Raw genomic sequence first — 16,341 nt, 5'->3', positions numbered from 1 at the left:
GGTGATGGAAATGGTATTCTATAACCAAATAGGAGATTTATATTGACATCGTGACGCTCATATGGCAAAGATTTGGACGCTGAAGAATTGCGAGTCGGGGGCTTCGGGCTCTCATCGATGACGGGATAAGGGCCGGAGCGGTGATGCCGCTTTCCGGCCCTTATGCTGTGTGGAGTATGCGGGATGGGCAAGCGCGGGGATGGATGGACCAGGGCGAAAGAGGATCTGTTCTTTGCGCTGCTGGCGGAGACCTGCAACGTGAGCGCGGCGCTGCGGGGCGCGGAGATGAGTTCTGGCTCGGCCTATCGGCGGCGCTTGAAATGCGCGGCGTTTCGCGCGCGCTGGGCCGAGGCGGTGCGCGAGGGGTATGCGGTGTTCGAAGATTTCCAGCTTGCCGATTATGGCAACAGGATCCCCTCGCTGACGTTCGAGATCGAGGCGGATGACGGGGCGGTGACATTGAGTGCGATCGCTTCAGCGCTGAGCGATGGTACCGTGTCCGGCGGCACGCTGGCGCTGGGCGGTTATGCGGCGTCGGGCGACAGCGTGCGCGGGGCGATCGAGGCGCTGGCGGACGCGGCGGGTCTTTCCCTGGCCGATGACGGGCTTGCGTTGATGCTGACCAATCGTGGCGCGGCGGAGGCAAGCGTTCCACGCGGCGACTGGCTGCCGGACGCAGAGAGCGAGCGGGGGGCCGCGCTGACGATCCCCGACGCGCTGGCGCTGGCTTATTATGAACCGGCGCGTGACTATCAGGCCGGGCTGCAACGCGCGACGCGGGGCGGGGCCGGGCGCAAGACCGAACGAGTCGAATTGCCCGTGGCGATCCGACCGGGGCAGGCCAAGGCGATGGCCGAGGCGAAACTGGCGCGGGATTGGGCGGCGCGCGAGCGGCGGCGGATCGGGTTGTCCTGGCGCTGGATGACGATGCGGCCGGGCGCGGTGATCACGCTGGAGGGCGAGGCCGGTCTGTGGCGGATTGCCGAATGGGCGCTGGAGGGCATGGCGGTGAAACTCTCGCTGGTCCGCGTGCGTGGCGGGAGCGACGGCGCGATGCCTGAGGCCGAGCCGGGCCGCGGGGTGGGTTCGCTCGATGCGCCGCATGGGCCGACGATCCTGCATCTGCTCGATCTGCCTGATCCGGGCGAGCCCCCTGCGACGGCGCCGCGGCTTTATGCGGCGGCGGCGGGCGCAAGCGCCGGCTGGCGGCGCGCGGCCATGGCGCTGAGCCTGGACGAGGGGGCGAGCTGGAGCGCGATCGGCAATAGCGCGCCGGCGGCGGTGATCGGCACGGCGATGGGCGCGCTGCAGCATGGCTCTCCCCATCTTTTCGATGATATCGGCGCGGTGGACATTGCGCTGGCGCATGACGGCATGACGCTGGCGGAGGCCGATGACGCGCGGCTGATCGCCGGAGCCAATCTGGCGCTGCTGGGGGACGAGCTGATCCAGTTCGGCCGGGCGGAGCCGCTGGGCGAGGCGCGTTATCGGCTGTCGCGGCTGCTGCGCGGACGGCGCGGGACGGAAACTGCGATGAGCAGTCATATGTCGGGCGAGCGCTTCGTGCTGATCGAGGCAGACGCGCTGGTGCCGATCGATTTCCCGCCGTCCAGCCTGGGCGGCGTCGCGCGGCTGATGGCGACGGGGCTCGGCGACGGCGCGCCCGTCATCGCCATGACGACGGGGATCGGCGCATCGGTGCGACCGCCATCACCCGTGGGCGTGACGATTGCGCCGCATCCAGACGGCGGCTTTGCTTTGGGGTGGACGCGGCGCAGCCGGCAGGGCTGGCGCTGGGTGGACGGGGTCGATGCCCCGATCGGCGAGGAGCGGGAGGCCTATGCGCTTCGGATCGTGACCGGCCATGGCACAATCCGAATCGCCGAAACCGGTGCGCCGGGCTTTCACTATGATGCGGCGATGATCGCGGAGGATGGCGGCACCGGGGATTCGATTGCGCTATCCATCACGCAGACGGGCGCGCTGGCCGTGTCCCTGCCTGCGAACGCGACATTTTCACTGATCTGAGGAGATGAGCATGGCTGTAACGCCGAGATTGCGCCTTCCGATGCTGGCCGCCGGGCAGGCGCAAAAGGAGATCGTCCACAATGAGGCGCTCGCGCTGGCGGAGATGCTGATCCAGCCGTGCGCGCAATCGCTGGGCGAGAATGATCCGCCGGCTGCGCCCGAGCCGGGGCGGAACTGGATCGTGGGCGATGTGCCAACGGGTGTGTGGATTGGACACGCTCATGCCATTGCCGGCTGGAGCGAGGGCGGATGGCGCTTTGTCGAGCCGGTGGAGGGAGCGCATTTCTTTATCGCGGGCGATGGGCGGTGGGCGCGCTTTCGCGATGGCGGCTGGGAAGCGGGCATGATCGACGGGGCCGTGGTCAGGATCGATGGAATTCAGGTGGTGGGGGCGCAGGAAGCGCCGATTTCCGCGCCATCGGGCGGGGTTACGATCGATTCAGAAGCGCGTGCGGCGATCGCCGCTCTGCTGGTGGCGATGCGCACGCACGGATTAATTTCGACCTGACAACCATTTTTTGGGAACTATCTCCTTACTGCGCGGTTTGGGCGGCATACTCGGTGATTTGCGGGTGCGACTTTTTAGCCACACATGGCCGAATTGTTCGCTTGCGCGGAGTGAATCCATTGAGTAGTGAGACAATTGCTGTCCTGTTGTGACAAATGAGAAAGGGGAATACTATGCGGAAGCTTGCCATCACCTTGGCACTCGCCTCCACCGCCATCGCCTCGCCTGCACTGGCGAAAGATGGAGCCTGGTACATCGGCGTAGAAGGCGGCGCGATGCTGGTCGAAGATTTCGACCTGGACATCAGCACTGCAACCACCACCGGATCCGGCACCGTCGATAGCGATTATGGCTATGATTTCGATGGCATCATCGGTTACGACTTCGGTGGTTTCCGCGCTGAAGCTGAAGTGGGCTACAAGAGCGCTGCTGTTGACGGTTATTCGTCGACGGTCGGCACGCCTTTCGGTCCGCTGCCTTCGACGGCAGTCGCTGGCAATTATGACTATGCTGGCGGCAAGACCACGGCGCTGAGCTTCATGATCAACGGTCTGCTCGATTTCGGCGACGATGATGGCCTTCAGGGTTTCATCGGCGGCGGTGCCGGTGTGGCCCGCGTCAAGGCGGACGATTACGCCCTGACGACCACGGGTGGCTTCCTGAACGATTCCGACACCGGTTTCGCCTGGCAGGCTCTGGCGGGCATTCGTGCGCCGCTGACCGACAACATCGATGTCGGCCTGAAGTATCGCTTTTTCAACGCACCGAATGTCGACCTGGTCGACCGTATCGGTCGCGATGTGGAAACGCGCTTCCGTTCGCACAGCATCCTCGGCAGCCTGATCTTCAACTTCGGCGCGCCTGAGCCCGTCGAAGAAGTCGTCGCGCCGCCGCCGCCGGTTTACACGCCGCCGCCCGCACCCGTCGTTCAGCCTCCGGTTGAGCCCGTCGTTCAGTGCGAGCCCGGACCGTATATCGTGTTCTTCGACTGGGATAAGTCGAACATCACGCCGGAAGCTGCTGGTACGCTTGATGCTGCCGTCACCGAATATGGCGATTGCGGCCAGGCCAAGGTCATGATCGCAGGTCACGCCGACCGTTCGGGTTCCGACAAGTATAACGTCGGTCTCTCGCAGCGTCGTAACAAGGCGGTCCAGGATTATCTGGTCAGCAAGAGCATCCCTGCGAGCGTTATCGCTGCCGAAGCATTCGGCGAGAGCGTTCCCAAGGTTCCTACCGCAGACGGCGTGCGCGAAGCGCAGAACCGTCGCGTGGAAATCACTTACGGTCCCGGTTCGGGCATGTAAGTGGCGGATGGTCCGCAAGGACCATCGCTTATGAACAAAAGGGAGGCCGGAGCAATCCGGCCTCTTTTTTTGTGCCATGATCCTGCCCGATCAGCGCTTCGTCTGATCGATATTTTAAGAATTTTCGCATAGTCGTGATTGGCTTGGAGCGGATCAGGGTTTAACTGGTTGCACTGCAGCATAACGAGGGCATTTATGAAAATCACGATGATCGGCGCGGGCTATGTGGGCCTCGTGTCAGGCGCCTGTTTTTCGGATTTCGGTCATGTCGTCACCTGCGTGGACAAGGATCCCGCGAAGATCACCGCGCTCGAAAATGGCAAGATGCCAATCTTCGAACCCGGGCTGGAAGCCTTGGTCGCCAAGAATGTCGCGGCGGGCCGCCTGTCTTTCACCACTGAATTAGCGTCCGCCGTCGCCGGCGCTGACGCGATCTTCATCGCCGTGGGCACCCCTTCGCGCCGGGGCGATGGTCATGCCGATCTGACCTATGTCTATGCCGCGACCCGAGAGATCGCCGCCTCGATTTCCGGACCCGTGGTGATCGTGACCAAATCGACGGTGCCGGTGGGCACGGGCGACCGCGTGGAGGATATCATCCGGGAGCTTTGCCCCGATATCCGCATCGAAGTGGTGTCCAATCCGGAATTTCTGCGCGAAGGCGCCGCGATCGGCGATTTCAAGCGGCCCGACCGGATCGTGGTCGGTACTGAGGATGAATGGGCGCAGGGCGTGATGCGTGACATCTATCGTCCGCTCTTCCTGAATGAAGCGCCCGTGGTGTTCACCAGTCGCCGCACATCGGAGCTGATCAAATATGCAGCGAATGCGTTTCTCGCGACCAAGATCACTTTCATCAATGAAATTGCCGACCTCTGCGAAGCCGTGGGTGCCAATGTGCAGGACGTCTCGCGCGGGATCGGGCTCGATAACCGCATCGGATCCAAATTCCTTCATGCCGGCCCCGGCTATGGCGGTTCCTGCTTTCCAAAGGATACGCTGGCGCTGTTGAAGACGGCGGAAGATTTCAACACGCCAATGCGGATCGTGGAAGCCGTCACCCAAGTGAATGACAGCCGCAAACGCGCGATGGGGCGCAAGATCATCCAGGCGCTGGGCGACGACCATCGCGGCAAGACCGTTGCTTTGCTGGGCCTGACCTTCAAGCCGAATACGGACGATATGCGCGATGCGCCGTCTCTGGCGATCATCCAGAGCCTGAAGGATGCGGGAATCCAGATCCGGGCGTTCGATCCCGAGGGCATGGAAATTGCCGGACCTCTGATGGAAGGCGTCACATTCGCGACCGATGCCTATGATGCGGCGCAGGGCGCGGACGCCGTAGCGCTGGTGACCGAATGGGACGTGTTTCGCGCGCTCGATCTGCCGCGGCTGGCGGCAGGCATGAATGCGCCGGTGATGGTGGATTTGCGCAATATCTATTCGGCGCAGGAAGCGGGCCGGGCCGGCTTTACCTACACCTCCGTGGGGCGCGGCACACTGCCAAGCTGACGGCCGGATCGTATTCGGGTGTCTTCGGAGGCGGGCGCTGATGCGATGCGCATCGGTGTCGATTCGGAAATCGGGCAGCTGCCCCTGCGGGCGCGGGGGTCCGCTACCCGAATCTCAAAACCATATCGTATTGCCGAAAACCTGCCGCGTCACAGCTAAAAAAATGGCGACCCGAAGGCCGCCATTTCTCTATAGCTTGATCCGTGAGATCAGGGGCTAGCAGGTTCGTCATCGCTATCCGTAGCGATGATGATGCCGCCAACCACGGCTGCTGCTGCGAGCAGAGCCAGGATCAGGCTGCCGCCAGCCAATTCGCTGCGATCTTCGACGGTCGCACCGGTGCGAGCCGAAGCCTGTGCCAGCACAGGCGCGCTGGCCATGCTGAGGGCGGCTGCAGCCACCATTGAAATCTTTGCAAAACTCATAAAACTCGCTCCCTGATGATAGGCGCTTCTACATTAACGCATTTTCTATGACGAACTCCCAGCGTGATGACAACCCATAAACACGCCGTGCCGCAACATTTTTTACCAACAAATCGTTAAAATGCCACCCTTTGGCGATGAACGGATAGTTAGTTTCAACTCGAACCCAAGGGCTCATCTTCTTTATAGCAGTATTTCCATAGATCGACACGGAATCGCAACATGAAATCGCATGGGGGCAAACCCTGATTTGCCGGCTCTAGGACATTTGGTTGCGCGAGCGGCCGACAAGGCATATCTGGGGCTGTTCACACGGTTCGCCTCGCACGCAGCGGCGATCCGGAAATCATTGCGTTGAAGAAATGATGATTGCCAATCTGTTCAGGTTCAAGAAAAAGGCGGCTGCGCCTTCCGCTGCGACACCGGATGATCAACGCATTTATGCCATTGGCGACATCCACGGCCGGCTCGATCTGTTCGACGCCCTGCTGCAGCAGATCGACGAGGATCTGAAATCGCGGCCACGCAAGAAGACCTCGATCATTTTGCTGGGTGATCTGATCGACCGCGGACCGGAGTCGCGTGGCGTGGTGGAACGCGCGATGGCGTTGAAATGCGGATCGTCCAGCATCCGCTTTCTCAAGGGCAATCATGAGGAGGTGTTCCTGCGTGCGCTAAAGGGCGACAGCCAGGTCATGCGCTTCCTCATCCGCATCGGCGGGAAATCCACGGTGATGAGCTATGGCGTCTCCGAAGAGGAGTATAATGCGCTGGATTATGAGGATCTGACCGCATTGCTGATGGCGCGCGTGCCGCAATCGCATGTGGATTTCCTCGAATCCTTCGACGACATGATCGAAATGGGCGATTATGTGTTTGTTCATGCCGGGATCAGGCCCGATGTGGAACTGGATGCGCAGACGTCCAGTGACATGCGGTGGATTCGCGACGAATTTCTGGATTGTCAGGACAGTTTCGGGAAGATGATCGTGCACGGGCACACGATCACGGAGGATATCGAATATCGCTCCAACCGGATCGGGATCGATACCGGTGCCTACGCCAGCGGCAAGCTGACCGCGATCGGGCTTGAAGGCACGGACGTCTGGTCTTTGCAGACGGGCTGAAGACCCCCTCTACCGCTTTGGGCGGGCGGGGCGACTTCCTTTTGGATCAGCCCCGAAACAAGGCCACCCCCGGCCCCTCCAAGAAGGCTTGGAGGGGGGCAGATCAAACCGCGATCTTCAGTGGCGTGAGCGCCTCTGCGCGTTTTGGCTGGTCGGGCCAGATTCCGCGGGTGTCATAGACCCATTTGTCTGCGCGCTCGTCTACCGGCACCGATTTGAAGACGTCGTGATCGACCAGAACGATGAAGATCGCGCAACGCTCGATCGCGCTGTCGATATCGAGCAGGGTGGCACCCGTGCCGTTGAAATCGGCGGGCAAGGCGCGTGCGTGCGGCTCCACGATATGCACGCGCCTGCCATGACGCGCGGCAAGGGCGCTGGCGACCTTCACGGCCGGACTCTCCCGAAAATCATCGATATTGGCTTTGAAGGCGAGGCCGAGACAGGCGATGTCGGCTTGGGGATGCCGGTCGATCAGCGCGCACGCCCTGGCGATGACATGATCGGTCTTGCCGTCATTCACATCGCGCGCGGTGCGGATGAGGGGTGTGTTCTCCGGATCACCATGGACGATGAACCAAGGATCGACCGCGATGCAATGGCCGCCGACGCCGGGGCCGGGCTGAAGTATCTTCACGCGCGGGTGGCGATTGGCAAGGCGGATCACCTCCCATACATCGAGATCCATCGTATCAGAGACAATTGAAAGCTCGTTGGCGAAGGCGATGTTGACGTCACGATAGGCGTTTTCGGTGAGCTTCACCATTTCGGCGGTCCGCGCGTTGGTGGTGACGCATTCGCCGCGCACGAAGCGGCGATAGAAAGTGAGCGCCTTGCGCGCGCAGCGCGGCGTGATGCCGCCGATGCAGCGATCATTGTTGATCAGCTCGACGAGGATGCGACCGGGCAGGACGCGTTCGGGGCAATAGGCGATCGCGATATCGGCCGCGTCGCCGGTCTTGCCGGGGACGCGCAGATCGGGGCGGAGCCGGGCGAGAAGGTCGCGAACCTTTTCCGTGGTGCCAACAGGCGAGGTGGATTCGAGGATCACGGTGTCGCCCGCCTTGAGCACCGCGGCGATGGTGGCGGCCGCCTGCAGCACATAGCCGATATCGGGCGCATGATCGGCATCGAAGGGGGTGGGTACGGCGATGACGAACACGTCAGCCGGCTCGATCTGGGTGGAGGCGCGCAACGTGCCGCGGGCGACGACGCCCTGCACCAGGCCGTCGAGATCGACCTCCTCGATATGCACGCGGCCCGACGCCACAGTCTCCACCACACTTTCGCTGACATCGACACCCAGCACGGCGCAGCCCGAACGCGCGATGACGGCCGCGGTGGGCAGGCCGATATAGCCGAGCCCGAGAATGACGACTTTAGGCGTTTGCCCCGAGAGCATCGGCGACGATCCTTGCTATGCGCTGGCTGCTTTTTCCGTCCCCAAAGGGATTATGGGCGCGCGCCATCGCGGTGTAGGCGGCAGCATCGTCGAGCAGCGTAAAGATTTCGGAAACGATGCGGTCTTCGGATGTGCCGATGAGCTTTGCCGTGCCCGCGATCACGCCCTCGGGGCGCTCGGTGGTCTCGCGCATGACGAGCACCGGCTTGCCGAGCGCAGGGGCTTCCTCCTGCACGCCGCCGCTGTCCGTGAGTGCGATATGGCACAATCCCAGCAGGCGGACGAAATGGGGATAGTCGAGCGGATCGATCATGGCGACATTGGCGCGGTCCGCCAGCAGCCCGTCCATCGCCGCGCGAACATGCGGATTGGGATGGACCGGAAAGACGATCGCCACATCCGGACGCGCGGCGATCCGGGCCACGGCGCGAGCGATATTGGCCATGCCGTCGCCGAAATTCTCGCGCCGGTGCGTGGTGACGGCGATGATGCGCTTGCCGGCGAAGCGCCCGGCAATTTCATCGAGACCGGCGGCGAGCGCCGGTTCCGCTTCGATCTTGGCCAGTGTCGCGTGGAGCGCGTCGATCACGGTGTTCCCCGTGATATGCACCGTCCCTGCGGCGACATTCTCCTTCAGCAACGCATCGGCTGAAATCTGTGTGGGCGCGAAGCTCTGATCGGCGATGGCGGCGACGATCTTGCGGTTCACCTCTTCGGGCCAGGGATGATAGATGTCATGGCTGCGCAGGCCCGCCTCGACATGGCTGACCGGAATTTGCCGGTAATAGGCGGCGAGCGCGCCGATCATGGCGGTGGCGGTGTCCCCCTGCACGATCACGCGATCGGGCTTTTCCGCATCGTAGATCGCGCCCAGGCCGGTAAGCAGCCGCGCGCTGAGCGCATCCAGCGACTGCCCCGCCTGCATCAGATCGAGATCCACATCGGGGACAATGCCGCTGATCGCCAGCACCTGATCGAGCAGTCCGCGATGCTGCGCGGTGACGCAGACACGCGTCTCCACGCCGGGGATCGCGCGCAGCGCGTGCACCACCGGAAACAGCTTGATCGCCTCCGGCCGCGTGCCGAACACGACGATCACCTTGGGTTTGGACCCGCTCATGGAGAGCGGCTTTAGCGATCGGAATTTAAGAAGCGTCTAACGATGAGCTTGCTCATGAATTGACGTTACGCCGGGCAGGCGGTCGAAAAGCGCGATCCCTCTGGATGAGCGGATTGCGTATCAAATGCCGTGATAATTCCGGAACCACGCCACAAACCTCGGTAGTCCCTCGTCGATCGTTGTAGTGGGTGCATAGCCCAGATCGCGTTCGATCGCGCTGATGTCGGCGAAGGTGTCCTTCACGTCGCCGGGCTGGATCGGTTCGGGGCGGATATCCGCTTTCCTGCCGCAAGCCTGCTCGATCACCGCGATGAAGCGCGGCAATTCCTCCGAGCGGTTGTTGCCGATATTGTAGAGCCGGTGCGGTGCCTTGCTGCCACCGGCCTTCACGGCGCCATCGTCGGGCGGGGGATTGTCGAGGCAGGCGATGATGCCGCTCACGATATCGTCCACATAAGTGAAATCGCGGCGCATATCGCCATGGTTGAACATCTGGATCGGCTCGCCCGCCAGGATCTTGCGCGTGAAGATCCAGGGGGCCATGTCCGGCCGGCCCCAGGGGCCATAGACCGTGAAGAAGCGCAGGCCGGTCATCGGGATGCGATAGAGATGCGCGTAGGTTTCGCTCATCAATTCATCGGATTTCTTGGTGGCGGCGTAGAGCGAGACGGGGTGATCCACCCGGTCGTCGACCGAAAAGGGCAATTTCTCATTCTGGCCATAGACCGAGGAGGATGAGGCATAGACGAAATGTCGCGTGGCGCGGTGGCGCGCGATCTCCATCATGTTGAGATGGCCGACCAGGTTGGACTGGATATAGGCGCGCGGATTTTCAAGCGAATAGCGCACGCCGGGCTGCGCGCCGAGATGGACAATGGCCTCAAAATCCAAGCCCGAAAGCGTGTGTTCAAGCGCTTCGTGATCCGCGAAATCGAGTTGCTCGAAGCGAAACTGTCCGCTGGGCTGCGCCTGCAGATCCGCGATGCGATCGCGCTTCAACTGCGGATCATAATAATCGTTGATCGAATCGATTCCGATCACGCTTTCGCCCCGCGCCATCAGCCGTTTGATCACATGATAGCCGATAAATCCGGCAGCGCCGGTGACGAGCGTCGGCATGGCAAGGCATCTCCCTTTGCGGAGAGGGCGGGCTAAACGCGGAGCGCGCAGGATGCAATGATTCTGCGTCTTGCATCGCAGGTGGAACCTTGTAGCGGCTTGAGGGCTTATCAGGACTATCCATCAATCCAGCCAAGGGGTTTATCCATGCAGCGTCTCCGTCTTTTCCAGGGTGCAGCGATCGCCAGCCTGGCCCTGCTCGGCGCGTGCGCCGGTTCCGCCGACATGGATGACAGCGCCGACGCGCCCGCCGCCGCGGCGACGGCGCGTGCTTCGCTTTACAGCCCATCGGGCATCGCGATGGGGAATGCGATGATCGTGGAGATGGCCGGCGGGCTGCGGCTCACGGTGAACGGCATGGCGCTGCCCCAGGGCGGGCATGGCACGCATATCCACACCACCGGCAAATGCGACGCGCCTGATTTCACGACTGCGGGCGGCCATTGGAACCCCGCCGCCAAGCAGCATGGGCTGAACAATCCCATGGGTCCCCATGCGGGCGATCTGCCCAATATGATCATCGGCACCGATGGCGCGGGATCGATCACGATCAACCTGCCGGGCGCGACGATGGCCGGCCTGCTCGATGCGGATGGCGCGGCGCTGGTGGTGCACGCGCAGCCCGATGACAATCACACCGATCCCTCGGGCAATAGCGGCGGGCGGATTGCCTGCGGGGTGTTTGCGGCGGGGTGATTTCACCCCGTCAACGTCACCCTGAACTCGTTTCAGGGTCCATTTTGAAGTCACGACCATATTGCGGGCGGACGAATGGATGCTGAAACAAGTTCAGCATGACGGTTTGTTAGGGGGGTGGAACTAGCCCAACTCCCCTGCTTCCGTTGCCCGTTCCGCCACGCTGGCCTCCAGCGCGGGGAGATTGCGGCTGGCGCGGTAAAACAGCGTCAGCGTCACGGGCAGGACGAACAGCACGGACAGCATGGCAAAGCGCAGGTCGCCGCTGGCGTCGCTGATCAGGCCGACCATATAGGGGCCAAGGCCAAGGCCGATGATATTCACGCCGAGGAAGAACACCGCAGTGGCCGCGCCGCGCATCCGCGGCAGCACGAGATCCTGGCAACTGGCGGCGACGGGCGCGAGCCACATGATCTGCAGGAAATTGGACGCGCCGAGCAGCGCATAGAACAGCGTGAGATTGCTGGTATGGAATTGGCACCAGACGATGATGCCGCTCAGGACCAGCGCGACCATGACCATGCGCAGGCGGCCGGCGGGATGGAAGATCTTCGCCTTGTCCGCCACCCAGCCACCGAAGATCGTGCCGAGGCCGCCCGAGACGGCCAGCACCCAGCCCAAAGCATAGCCCGCCTCCGGGCCGACGCCGAACGTCTGGCTGGCATAGAGGAAGAGGAAGGGCGACAGGCCGTAACTGGCATAAGAGCAGAGGCCGCCGCCGATCGAGAGCATCGCGAAGGTGCGATTGCCGATCAGCGCTGCGGCCGGCCGATCGCGCACGCGGATCGATTGCAGCCAGGAAAAGCTGCAATAGCCGCCAATCGCAATCGCGATCCACTGCACGACATTGGTGGTGATGACGAAGCCGCCGATGGTTGCGATCGGCAGGCGTTTGGCGGGGGCGAGCAGGCTGTTGGTCCACAGCGTCGCCAGCGCGGCGAACAGGATGACCGCGGCGAACATCGCGAGATTGGCGATCAGCGGTTTCCTGCTGGCGTGGCGCGCCAGCGTCATCATGCTGAACGGGGGGAACATGGTGCCAAATTCCTGCGCCACGGCGCGGAACGGGCGCGGATCGACGGGGCTGGCATGGCCGTCGATCGCGCCGCGCACGGGTTCGCGCACCGTGAAGCGCATCAGCAGCGCGAGGATCAGGCCGGGGATGCCGAAGGCCAGGAAGGTCGCCTGCCAGCCGGCCAGCCCGAAGGGGGCGGTGGCGGCGGTATAATGCGTATCCCAATAGGCGATCACCGCGCCGCCGAAGATGAGCGATGCGCCGACGCCGATGTAGATCCCGCTGGAATAGAAAGCGAGCGCGGTGGCGCGCATCTGTTTGGGGAAATAATCCTGGATCAGCGAATAGGCCGCAGGCGAGGCGCTCGCCTCGCCGATGCCGACGCCCACGCGCGCTGCGCCCAATTGCGCGAAATTGGCGGTGAAGCCGCTCACCGCGGTCATGGCCGACCAGAATCCGAGGCCGAGCGAAATCGTCTTCACCCGGTGCCAGCCATCGGCCAGCTTGGCGAGCGGAATGCCGAACAATGCGTAGAAAAGCGCGAAGGCCGTGCCGAACAACAGCCCGAGCTGCGCGTCCGTGAGGCCCAGATCGGCCTTGAGCGATGGGGCGAGAATGGTGATGATCTGGCGATCGAGGAAATTGAACGCATAGATGACCATGAGCAGGCCGAGCACGTAATAACGATAGATGCGGCCTGTCATCCCCTGCCTCTCCCGATGGCATTTTATTTTCGGTGAAGCTGGCAGGATGCCGGGGAAAGGCAAGGGGGGAATTGGTTTTCAATCAAGCTGAACCAGAAGGTCATCCCGGATTTGATCCGCGGTCTTTTCGCGCAGCACTTTCCTGACCGGCGCTGCGGCGCAATGGATCCCGGATCAAGTCCGGGATGACGGCGCGTTGAGATCGTTCGTTTCACCCGAGCGCATAACGCTCCACCAATTCATACCTTGCCCCCTCACCCCCCAGCGTGCTTTCGAACAGGCCGAAATGGGTGACCGGGAACGGCGCGCTGGAGAGGCCGCCATGCGATGCGGCGAAGGCCTCGATCCCGCCGCCCGTGCGGCCGAAGCGGGCAAGCGTGATATGCGGCAGATAGGCGCGGGTTTCAGGCGCGATGCCGATGCGGACCAGCGCCTGATCGATGCGGTTATGCAGCGCCGTCAAAGCATCATGCGGGGTAACGCCGGCCCAGAGCGCATCGCGCCGGCCCTTGCGATCGAATTCACCGATCCCTGACAGCGCGATATCGAAGGATGGCTGATGCACGCTGCCAAGCGCCGCCGCGCTGTCTGCGGCAAGGTGCCGATCGACTTCGCCGATGAAGCGCAAGGTGAGATGAAGTTGATCGTCATCCTGCCAGCGCGCACCCGCAATCCCGCCCATGAGGCCGAGAAGTTGCGCGCGAATGGCCGCGGGCGGGCGGATGGCGATGAAGAGCCTGTGCATAGCAATGATTTGTTACAAAAGAGGGGCGCGGGATTATGTCCGGTTTTCCTTGAAAACGCCGCGGTTTCAACCGATATTGCGCTTATCCGGTTTTTCGCCGGGCAAAGGAGTGAATTTACAATGGCTGATTGGTCTGATCCTCGGGCGACCGCCGCACGCTATGGCGCGCAGGCAGGCACGCAGGATGCCGCGTTCGACGCCGGGCTGCGGTCCTACATGCTGTCCGTCTACAACTATATGGCGTCTGGCGTGCTGCTCACCGGCATCGTCGCGATGCTGTTTTCGCGCGGCGGGATCGAATCCCCCGCTGCCACTATCCTCATGGCGGGCGGCCCGCTCGCCTGGCTCATCATGCTCGCCCCGCTGGGCTTCGTGATGGTGCTAAGCTTTGGCATCAACAAGCTCTCGACCGGTGCCGCACAGGCGCTGTTCTGGGCGTTTGCAGTGGTGATGGGCCTCTCCATGTCCACCATCTTCCTGCGCTTCACGGGCGCTTCGATCGCGACGACCTTCTTCGCGACGACCGCGGCCTATGTCGGTCTGAGCCTCTATGGCTACACCACGAAAAAGGATCTGAGCGGCTTCGGCACGTTCCTGATCATGGGCGTGGTCGGCCTGCTGGTGGCTTCGGTGCTGAACATCTTCCTGCAGTCTTCGGGTCTGAACTTCGCGATCAGCGCGATCGGCGTGCTGCTGTTCGCGGGTCTGACGGCCTATGACACGCAGCGGATCAAGAGCATGTATGCCTATGTTGCGGGCACGGACATGATGGGCAAGACCGTGATCATGGGCGCGCTGTCGCTCTATCTCGACTTCGTCAACATGTTCACTTTCCTGCTGAACTTCATGGGCAGCCGCGAATAGTTTTTCGCGAAAGCGCTGACATAGAAAAACCCGGCGGAGCGATCCGCCGGGTTTTTTATTTGTTTGTGCCAGGGACACGATGTGTCTCCCCCCCAAGTCTTCTTGGAGGGGAGACAGAAGCTCATCCCTCCTGCTTGGGCATCAGTCCGTTGTCGATTTCCTTGCCGCGCAGATAGGCGGGGCGTTCGCAGATGCCGGCCCAATAGGATTCGAACGCCGGACGCTTCTCGATCGAGCCGAAGGCCAGACCCCAGCCGATCTGCGAGCCGACATAGACGTCCGCGGCGCTGAACCGGTTGCCCGCGATGTAGGTCTTGCCAGACACCGCAGCCTCCAGCCCGTCCATCGCGGCCTCGAAGCTGCCATAGCCCGCCATCATCGTCTTGTCGGCGGGCACGGTGAAGCCGAGAGATTTGTTCGTCACCGCCTGCTCCAGCGGGCCGGCCGCGAAGAACAGCCAACGATAATAATCCGCGCGATGCGCCGGATCGGGCGCGAGACCGGCTTGTGGAAAGGCATCGGCGAGATAGGCGCAGATCGCCGCACATTCGGTCACCACGGCGTTGCCATGCTTGATCGCGGGCACCTTGCCCATCGGGTTGATCGCCAGATAGTCCGGCGCCTTCATCGTCGTGCCGTAATCGAGGATCACGGTTTCATACGGCGCGCCGGTTTCCTCCAGCATCCAGCGGGCGATCTGCCCGCGTGACATGGGATTGGTGTAAAAGGTCAGGGTTTCGGTCATGGCATCCTCTTTTCTGTTTCATCCTTTTTCTGTCATTCCCGCGAAGGCGGGAATCCCGCTTCTTCTTTCTTCGAGTGTTTCATGGAAAAGCGGGATCCCCGCGTTCGCGAGGATGACGGGAAGGGTAGGACCGGGTTACTTCAGATACTTCCTGAAATGCGCGATCGTGCGGCTCCAGGCGAGGTTGGCGGCGGCTTTGTTGTAGCGTTCCACCGATGTGTCGTTGTTGAACGCGTGCTGCGTGCCTGGATAGAAATAGGCCTCCACCGGCACGTTCGCGGCTTTGAGCGCATCGATCCAGGGCTGCGCGGTCTTGTTCACGCGATCGTCGGTTTCGGCGAATTGGAGCAGCATCGCCGCCTTCACCTTCGCGGCTTGCGCGGGATCGGGGGCAGGGCCGTAATAGGGCACGGCGGCGGCGAGCGCGCTGCCGGCGCTGACCGCGATATTCTCCGTCATCGCGCCGCCCCAGCAAAAGCCGGTAACGCCCACCTTGCCATTGGTGCGCGTATCGCCCTTCAGCCAGGTCACGGTCGCCGCGCCGTCGGCAATGGACTCCGCCAGCACGAGCGCCCCGATCATCGTGCGCGCCTTGTCTTCATCGGTGGGCGTGCCGCCGGCAGGGGAGAGGAAATCGGGCGCCACCGCGATGAAGCCTTCCAGCGCCATGCGGCGCGTGACATCGCGAATGTGTTCGGTCAGGCCGCGATTTTCGTGGATGACGATCACCGCGGGCAGTTTGCCCTTCGCGCCCGCGGGGCTGGCCCAATAGCCCTTCATCGTCCGGCCACCCGCCACCGGCCATTCGATGTCCTGCGCCTTGAGTCTGGCGTCATCGGCAGGGACGATCGCGGCGGCGGCGGGATTGCCGGCGATCGCCATCAGCAGCGCATTGGCGGCCGTGGCCGACCCCGCCAGCTTCGTGAGATCGGCCATGAACGCGCGGCGATCCATGCCGATATGCGTAAAATGATCGTAGAGCGCGATCGCCTTCTGGCGAAGATTTTGGTCGGTCATCTTCTCT

Annotated in this window: 15 protein-coding genes; 7 read left to right on the top strand and 8 right to left on the bottom strand. The window is 62.6% G+C overall.

Translation table 11 applies throughout. From position 1 onward, the window contains the following. Positions 1 to 183: 183 nt before the first annotated feature. The 4 genes from FHS49_RS09050 to FHS49_RS09035 all read left to right on the top strand — a co-directional run bounded on the left by FHS49_RS09050 (position 184) and on the right by FHS49_RS09035 (position 5,355). Complete coding sequence (locus FHS49_RS09050; protein WP_184017641.1) at positions 184 to 2,028, top strand: phage tail protein; 1,845 nt, start codon at positions 184 to 186, stop codon at positions 2,026 to 2,028. Positions 2,029 to 2,038: 10 nt separating this feature from the next. After that, positions 2,039 to 2,536: a DUF2793 domain-containing protein gene (locus FHS49_RS09045; protein ID WP_246350535.1), complete on the top strand. Its 498-nt coding sequence runs from the start codon at positions 2,039 to 2,041 to the stop codon at positions 2,534 to 2,536. A 173-nt stretch (positions 2,537 to 2,709) separates the two neighbouring features. After that, positions 2,710 to 3,843 (top strand): OmpA family protein, encoded by a 1,134-nt coding sequence (locus FHS49_RS09040; RefSeq protein ID WP_184017637.1) that lies wholly within the window; start codon positions 2,710 to 2,712, stop codon positions 3,841 to 3,843. Between the two features lie 195 nt (positions 3,844 to 4,038). Then, complete coding sequence (locus FHS49_RS09035) at positions 4,039 to 5,355, top strand: UDP-glucose dehydrogenase family protein (protein WP_184017635.1); 1,317 nt, start codon at positions 4,039 to 4,041, stop codon at positions 5,353 to 5,355. A gap of 209 nt (positions 5,356 to 5,564) precedes the next feature. On the opposite strand, the gene FHS49_RS09030 is transcribed toward FHS49_RS09035, so the two are convergent. After that, entirely contained in the window at positions 5,565 to 5,780 is a 216-nt protein-coding gene (locus tag FHS49_RS09030) for a hypothetical protein (protein ID WP_184017633.1), read from the bottom strand. A 365-nt stretch (positions 5,781 to 6,145) separates the two neighbouring features. On the opposite strand from FHS49_RS09030, the gene FHS49_RS09025 reads away from it, so the two are divergent. After that, positions 6,146 to 6,907, top strand: coding sequence for a metallophosphoesterase family protein (locus tag FHS49_RS09025; protein ID WP_184018553.1), 762 nt, complete (start codon positions 6,146 to 6,148; stop codon positions 6,905 to 6,907). A gap of 103 nt (positions 6,908 to 7,010) precedes the next feature. Here FHS49_RS09025 and wecC read toward each other — a convergent pair whose 3' ends face one another. From wecC to FHS49_RS09010, 3 genes are all read right to left on the bottom strand, one after another. Beyond that, a complete protein-coding gene (gene wecC, locus FHS49_RS09020; RefSeq protein WP_184017631.1) occupies positions 7,011 to 8,309 on the bottom strand; it encodes a UDP-N-acetyl-D-mannosamine dehydrogenase in 1,299 nt (432 codons plus the stop codon). After that, the gene (gene wecB / locus FHS49_RS09015; protein ID WP_184017629.1) at positions 8,287 to 9,429 is read right to left on the bottom strand and encodes a non-hydrolyzing UDP-N-acetylglucosamine 2-epimerase; all 1,143 of its coding nucleotides are present in this window, start codon (positions 9,427 to 9,429) and stop codon (positions 8,287 to 8,289) included. Before wecB ends, wecC begins: the two co-directional genes overlap by 23 nt. Positions 9,430 to 9,549: 120 nt before the next feature. Then, positions 9,550 to 10,548, bottom strand: coding sequence for a GDP-mannose 4,6-dehydratase (locus tag FHS49_RS09010; RefSeq protein WP_184017627.1), 999 nt, complete (start codon positions 10,546 to 10,548; stop codon positions 9,550 to 9,552). A 147-nt stretch (positions 10,549 to 10,695) separates the two neighbouring features. On the opposite strand from FHS49_RS09010, the gene FHS49_RS09005 reads away from it, so the two are divergent. Then, positions 10,696 to 11,244: a superoxide dismutase family protein gene (locus FHS49_RS09005; RefSeq protein WP_246350532.1), complete on the top strand. Its 549-nt coding sequence runs from the start codon at positions 10,696 to 10,698 to the stop codon at positions 11,242 to 11,244. A gap of 123 nt (positions 11,245 to 11,367) precedes the next feature. On the opposite strand, the gene FHS49_RS09000 is transcribed toward FHS49_RS09005, so the two are convergent. Both FHS49_RS09000 and thpR read right to left on the bottom strand, forming a co-directional pair. Beyond that, entirely contained in the window at positions 11,368 to 12,963 is a 1,596-nt protein-coding gene (locus tag FHS49_RS09000; protein WP_184017625.1) for a spinster family MFS transporter, read from the bottom strand. A gap of 211 nt (positions 12,964 to 13,174) precedes the next feature. Beyond that, the gene (thpR, locus tag FHS49_RS08995; protein WP_184017622.1) at positions 13,175 to 13,708 is read right to left on the bottom strand and encodes an RNA 2',3'-cyclic phosphodiesterase; all 534 of its coding nucleotides are present in this window, start codon (positions 13,706 to 13,708) and stop codon (positions 13,175 to 13,177) included. A 120-nt stretch (positions 13,709 to 13,828) separates the two neighbouring features. On the opposite strand from thpR, the gene FHS49_RS08990 reads away from it, so the two are divergent. Continuing rightward, entirely contained in the window at positions 13,829 to 14,572 is a 744-nt protein-coding gene (locus tag FHS49_RS08990) for a Bax inhibitor-1/YccA family protein (protein WP_184017620.1), read from the top strand. Positions 14,573 to 14,693: 121 nt separating this feature from the next. Here FHS49_RS08990 and FHS49_RS08985 read toward each other — a convergent pair whose 3' ends face one another. Both FHS49_RS08985 and FHS49_RS08980 read right to left on the bottom strand, forming a co-directional pair. Further along, positions 14,694 to 15,317, bottom strand: coding sequence for a glutathione S-transferase family protein (locus tag FHS49_RS08985; protein WP_184017618.1), 624 nt, complete (start codon positions 15,315 to 15,317; stop codon positions 14,694 to 14,696). Positions 15,318 to 15,452: 135 nt separating this feature from the next. Further along, the gene (locus tag FHS49_RS08980) at positions 15,453 to 16,334 is read right to left on the bottom strand and encodes a dienelactone hydrolase family protein (RefSeq protein ID WP_184017616.1); all 882 of its coding nucleotides are present in this window, start codon (positions 16,332 to 16,334) and stop codon (positions 15,453 to 15,455) included. Positions 16,335 to 16,341 lie beyond the last annotated feature (7 nt).

This window comes from Sphingobium boeckii (genome assembly GCF_014199215.1).
Lineage (GTDB): Bacteria > Pseudomonadota > Alphaproteobacteria > Sphingomonadales > Sphingomonadaceae > Sphingobium_A > Sphingobium_A boeckii.
This window is presented reverse-complemented; position numbering and strand designations above follow the sequence as displayed.

What these genes read in the sequence shown, in the direction of transcription:
- FHS49_RS09050 (WP_184017641.1), top strand. Translation starts at nt 184, where the DNA reads ATGGGCAAGCGCGGGGATGGATGGACCAGGGCGAAAGAGGATCTGTTC.
- FHS49_RS09045 (WP_246350535.1), top strand. Translation starts at nt 2,039, where the DNA reads ATGGCTGTAACGCCGAGATTGCGCCTTCCGATGCTGGCCGCCGGGCAG.
- FHS49_RS09040 (WP_184017637.1), top strand. Translation starts at nt 2,710, where the DNA reads ATGCGGAAGCTTGCCATCACCTTGGCACTCGCCTCCACCGCCATCGCC.
- FHS49_RS09035 (WP_184017635.1), top strand. Translation starts at nt 4,039, where the DNA reads ATGAAAATCACGATGATCGGCGCGGGCTATGTGGGCCTCGTGTCAGGC.
- FHS49_RS09030 (WP_184017633.1), bottom strand. Translation starts at nt 5,780, where the DNA reads ATGAGTTTTGCAAAGATTTCAATGGTGGCTGCAGCCGCCCTCAGCATG.
- FHS49_RS09025 (WP_184018553.1), top strand. Translation starts at nt 6,146, where the DNA reads ATGATTGCCAATCTGTTCAGGTTCAAGAAAAAGGCGGCTGCGCCTTCC.
- wecC (WP_184017631.1), bottom strand. Translation starts at nt 8,309, where the DNA reads ATGCTCTCGGGGCAAACGCCTAAAGTCGTCATTCTCGGGCTCGGCTAT.
- wecB (WP_184017629.1), bottom strand. Translation starts at nt 9,429, where the DNA reads ATGAGCGGGTCCAAACCCAAGGTGATCGTCGTGTTCGGCACGCGGCCG.
- FHS49_RS09010 (WP_184017627.1), bottom strand. Translation starts at nt 10,548, where the DNA reads ATGCCGACGCTCGTCACCGGCGCTGCCGGATTTATCGGCTATCATGTG.
- FHS49_RS09005 (WP_246350532.1), top strand. Translation starts at nt 10,696, where the DNA reads ATGCAGCGTCTCCGTCTTTTCCAGGGTGCAGCGATCGCCAGCCTGGCC.
- FHS49_RS09000 (WP_184017625.1), bottom strand. Translation starts at nt 12,963, where the DNA reads ATGACAGGCCGCATCTATCGTTATTACGTGCTCGGCCTGCTCATGGTC.
- thpR (WP_184017622.1), bottom strand. Translation starts at nt 13,708, where the DNA reads ATGCACAGGCTCTTCATCGCCATCCGCCCGCCCGCGGCCATTCGCGCG.
- FHS49_RS08990 (WP_184017620.1), top strand. Translation starts at nt 13,829, where the DNA reads ATGGCTGATTGGTCTGATCCTCGGGCGACCGCCGCACGCTATGGCGCG.
- FHS49_RS08985 (WP_184017618.1), bottom strand. Translation starts at nt 15,317, where the DNA reads ATGACCGAAACCCTGACCTTTTACACCAATCCCATGTCACGCGGGCAG.
- FHS49_RS08980 (WP_184017616.1), bottom strand. Translation starts at nt 16,334, where the DNA reads ATGACCGACCAAAATCTTCGCCAGAAGGCGATCGCGCTCTACGATCAT.